Annotated in this window: 3 protein-coding genes and 1 pseudogene; all 4 read right to left on the bottom strand. The window is 70.5% G+C overall.

From position 1 onward, the window contains the following. A pseudogene (locus ACY45C_RS09895) lies at positions 1-167 on the bottom strand (UDP-glucose 6-dehydrogenase); the annotation flags it as partial. Positions 168-390: 223 nt separating this feature from the next. Further along, positions 391-1,302, bottom strand: a complete 912-nt coding sequence (locus ACY45C_RS09900; protein WP_462187327.1) for a TIGR03089 family protein — start codon at positions 1,300-1,302, stop codon at positions 391-393. Continuing rightward, a complete protein-coding gene (locus ACY45C_RS09905) occupies positions 1,299-2,966 on the bottom strand; it encodes an LCP family protein (protein WP_462187328.1) in 1,668 nt (555 codons plus the stop codon). Before ACY45C_RS09905 ends, ACY45C_RS09900 begins: the two co-directional genes overlap by 4 nt. A 241-nt stretch (positions 2,967-3,207) precedes the next feature. Beyond that, positions 3,208-4,608 carry an LCP family protein gene (locus tag ACY45C_RS09910; RefSeq protein WP_462187329.1) on the bottom strand — a complete coding sequence of 467 codons (1,401 nt, stop codon included), beginning with the start codon at positions 4,606-4,608 and terminating at the stop codon, positions 3,208-3,210. Positions 4,609-4,975 lie beyond the last annotated feature (367 nt).

Consider the following 4,975-nt stretch of genomic DNA (forward strand, 5'->3'; position numbering starts at 1 on the left):
CCGGGCTCGAAGAAGGGCACCTCACCCACGGCGAGCCGCTGCGTCCTGGTCGCGTCGATATCGACACCGATGACCTCGAACCCCAGTTCCGCCATGCATACGGCGTGTGTCGCGCCCAGGTATCCGGTGCCGATGACGCTGATGTGAAGAACCGGTGACGTGCTCACGTTCGAGCGACCTCCGCTACACGTGGTAAAGACCGGCCGCCGCGCTGCCGGCCCTCCCGCCGGGGCAATCTCGTAAGCCCCGGTGAGCCGGACGCACCGGGGACCGCGTTGCCCCATTCTCGTTGGCCGTCGCGCCGTTCGGTGGTCACGCCGTCTGTGAGCCGTCCGGATGTCGGGTATGGTCATTCCCCATCCGCGGCCCGCTACGGGGGTCGTGCGGGTTTCACCCGAGGCGGGGGAGCGGCAGCGACCGGACCCCCGCGGGCAGTGGGCCGGGCGCGTGCCGCAGGACCGACCGACCGACGGCGGTGATCTTCTCCGTCTCGATGCGCCGCGGGAGCGCGGCGCTGTCGAGATGCCGGCACAGCACGATCGACGAGCCTGCGACCAGGGGAGCGAGCAGCGAGCCGACCAGGCCCTCGGTCGTGGCGAGCGACGCGGTGAACAGCACCCGGTCCGCGGGTCCCAGGTCCCACGCCCCCGCGATCGCGGTACCCGCGCGCAGCAGCGCGGCCTGCCCGGGTGGCGGTGCCGGGGCGGCGAACCGATCGCCGTGCGGGGGCACCTCCGCGGCGTAGTCGAGAACCCCGGCGACGGGCCTGCGCATCCGAGCACCCAGCGGGCGCAGTGACAGGGCCACGATCTCGTCCACCATCAGGCCGGACGCCTCGTCGAGCCGGTCCTCGGCCACGAACAGCGCGTCGAGGGGGGTCGCGACCGGCAGCTCCCCGCCGTCCTTCTCGGTGTCCCCGCCGTCCTGCCCGCCGTCTGCGTCTCGGACGAGGACCACCTCCATCCCGGCTGACCAGGTGGCGAGCAGAATGACCGAACTGAGCCAGTGCGTCGGCAGGTGGACGCCGACCCGGTCACCGATGCCGAGGCCGAGCGTGTCGACCAGCATGTTCGCGGTCTTCGCCACCCAGTTGTCGAAGGTGGTCGCCGAGAATTCCACGCGTTCGCCGGTCGCGTCGTCGTAGAAGGTGACCAGCGGGCGGGCGGGATCGGTGGCCAGCCGGTGCGCGAGGACGGACGCGATGCCGTGAACTCCCGCCGCGGGTGCGGCGTCGGCGTCGGCGTCCGCGGCCGGGCCAAGCAGCGTCCGTACGGCGACCAGCCGCGGCACGGAGGCGTTCATGGCGTGCACAAGGTGTCGGAGGGAACGGGACCGACCGGAGCGGTCGCGGTGCCCGTGGTGCCGCCGGTGCCTGTGGCGCCTGTGACGCCTGTGGTGCCGGCCCCGCCGGTCGCCGGGGCCGGCGTCGCGGTGATGGCGACCGTGGTCGTCCGGGTGTCACCACCGGCGGCCGTCGAGGTCGTCGGGATCCTCGTGTCGACGGTCGCCGCCGCGCCCGGCAGGCCACCGCCCGGCAGGCCACCGCTGGGCAGGCCACCGCTGGGCAGGCCACCGTTGGGCAGGCCGACGTTGGACAGGCCGGTGAAGGTGGATCCGAGGACGAGGACGAGGCCGGCCCCGGAGCGGCCGGCGCCCGCGACGATCCGGCTGCCGGGGATCGTCGCCGCCAGGGTGCGTGCCGCGGCCTCCTGGCCCGGGGGATGGCGTACCTCGGTCAGAGTCTGGCGGGTCGATGTCGCGGCGGTCATCGGCCCAGTGAAGCCGAGTGCCCGCAGTCCGTCGACCGTGCGGGTGGCGAGTCCGGCACGTCCCGAGGCGTTGCGGACGGCGGCGATCGAGACCTGGGCGGGGTCGAGAGTTCGCTGTGCGGGAGGCTTGGTGCCCGCGGGCAGCAGCGGAGCGAGGACTTGGTCGAGGCCGGCCTGATCGACGATGAGTACGGCCCCGTGCGGGGGAATCGAACCCATGTCGTCGACCGCACCATCGGAGCGCAGCGCGATGTGCGTAGGGACTGTCACGAAGTGAATTCTTCCCGGACCCAGCTCGCTGGCCCGCTTCGCGAGCTTGAGTATCGCGGTCTGGTCGAGGCCCTGGTCGATCCGCAGCGCGCCGCCGACCGCCCCGATCAACGAAGTGATCTTGGCCGGGTTGGTGAGCACTCCGGTGCTGGTCGCTGTCGCCAGCAGCTTGGAGAGGAACTGCTGCTGGCGCAGGATGCGAAGGCGTTCGTCCCCGAGCGCGTAGCGGGTCCGGACGAAGGCCAGCGCCTGATCACCGTTGAGACGGTTCTCGCCGAGCCGTCCGCTCCATCCCGACATCGAGTCGTGCAGGTTGCGGGTGCTGCCGTTCGGTAGGGGCGTCACACACACGGTTACGCCTCCCACCGCGTCGGTCATCGCCTTGAAACCGGCGAGATTGATCGAGATGGTATGGTCGATCTTCAGGCCGGTCAGGGATTCCAGCGTGCTGACGAGACCGGGGACGTCCGCCAACTCGAGCACCTCGGTGAGCTTCGACCGGCCGTCGCGGGCGGTGGCCTTCTCCCGCGGCACCTCCGGGACGAGCATGTCCCGGGGGAAGGACAGCAACGTGGCCGAGCCGTCCTTGCCGAAGTGGGCGATGATGGTGGTGTCGGACCGGACGCCGTCTACCACACCGTACTGACCCTCGGTACCCTCCCGGCTGTCGTCGCCGAGTAGCAGGATGTTCTCCTCGCCGTCCACGCTCGCTGGGCGGGCACCCTCGATGTCCCAGTCGACGCGCGTGACGGCCTTGTCGAACTGCCGGTAGGCGGCCCACCCGATGGTGCTCAGACCGAGAACCAGCACGGACAGCAGAGCGACGGCTCCAACGGACAGCCGTCGCAGCGGGGAGTGGTGGCGACGGGGCCCACGCGGGTCCAACGCGGGCGGCAGGGCCGGCGGGCGCATGGTATCGGGGCTCACCTGAGTCGAAAGCCCTCCTCGCTCAGGCGGCCGGAGCGGGAGAACCCCCGCCGGAACGCATGCCGCGGCCGTCGTGGTCGTGATGTGGCAGCCGTGTCCGTCTAACTGGACGTTCCGGACGGCCAAGACGTTGCCATGGCAAGCGCGGATGTTCACGGCGGGGTTGATCTCATCTCCGACCGTAGTGTGGACGGCGCGGAATGTGATCGGACGGTCGGGTGAACGATCAGCCAGCCAGCAGTTAGTACGTGCACCCCGAGGTGAGATCCGCGGCCGTCGACGGTGAGGCGGGAGGCGGGTCCGCCGCGGCGGACCCGCCGGTCGCCCCGGCGGCTGTGCCGGTACCACCGGTCGATCCGGCGCCCCCGGCCGCTGGACTCGGGTTCACCCCGTCGTAGGACGTGCCCAGGACGAGGGTGATGTGGCCGGCGGGGACGGAGGCGTCCGCGCGCAACCGGCTGCCGGGCACGTCGGCCTGCACGGCATGGGCGGCGGCCTGTTCGCCCGGGCGATAGCGCACCTGTGTCGTCTCCACCACGCCGGCCTGCCACGTCTGCGGCGGGCCGACCCGGAAACCGGCCTGCCGCAGCTCCCCGGCGGCCGTGGCGGCGAGGCCCCCCACCCCGGCGCCGTTGTAGACGTCGATCAGCACCTGTGCCGGGTCGACCGTCGGGGTCGGGGTAACGGAGGATTCCCGCGTGTCACGGGCCCGCCCGCGCAGCGGAGCGAAGAACTTCTCCAGCGTCTCGGGGTCGTAGAGCTGTACGGAGCCGAACCTCGGCAGCTCCCCCACGGCGTTGCCGCCCTCGGCCGGCGTCGGGGCGTGCACGGGGATCGTCTCGAACCGGATCTGATCGGCGGACATCCCGCGCAGCCGTGTCGCGAGCGCGCGCATGTCGTTCATGCTGGTGCCGTCATCGATGGTGAGCGCCCTGGTCGCGGCCTGAAGCAGGTTCTCCAGCCTGACCGGGTTGGCGAGCACCCCGGTCGTGGTTGCCTGGGTGAAGATGGCGCCGATGAACTGCTGCTGGCGGCGGATGCGATCAAAATCGTTGTCGGGTAGGCCGTGGCGTTGGCGGACGAAGGCGAGTGCCCGCTCTCCGTTGAGATGATTTTTGCCTACCGTGCCCCGCCACTGCGACCACGGATCGTACAGATTGGACTTTCCGCCGTTTGGTAGCGGTTTGACGCAGACGGTGACGCCGCCAATGGCATCGGTCATCTCCTTGAAACCGGCCAGATCGACCGAGACATAGTGGTCGATCTTGATGTCGGTGAGATTCTCGATCGTTCTGATCAGGAGACTGGGCCCGCCGAGGGTGATCGCCGAGTTCAGCTTGCCGAGGCCGTGCCCCGGAATGCGCACGAGGATGTCCCTCGGAAAGGAGACCATCGTCGTGGTCCCGTCCACGTCGAGGTGGGCCAGCATCGTCGTGTCCGACCGTTCGCCGGTCACCGCCCCCTGGCTCTCGTACTCGCCGCCGGTGCCCGCCCTGCTGTCCGATCCGACCAGCAGGAAGTTCCGGGTGCCCTCCGCGGCCTCCGCCGGCCGGTCCCCGCCGAGCCCGAGGCGGATCCGGTTGATCTGGGCGTCAAAATACTCGTAGGCGGTCCAGCCGCCCACCGCGGCAAGGAGTACCACGGCGGCGAGTATTGCTGCGACTACCGTGAGCAGGCGGGATGCCAGAGACCGCTCCCGGCGAGTGTCGTGTTCGCCGTCGCGGTTCTGGTGGTCGTCGCGGTTCTGGTGGTCGTCCCGGGTCGGATACGGGCCTCGATACGCACGGGCAGTAGGATTCAGACGATTTCGTCGCCGCGGGGGCGGGCCCTGGGACCCCGCGGACAGACGCGGCGGCGCGTCGGTCACCGTGTCCCCCTCCCAGGCGGCCCGAGATGTCTCCTGGGTCTGGAACGATCAGATGCGCGGTAAGGTTTCCCGCCGGCTGGCCGCCCCGAACCCTGCGACCTGTCTCTTATACACATCTCCGAGCCCACGAGACGGACCCCTA

The organism is Frankia sp. CcWB2, from assembly GCF_977927585.1.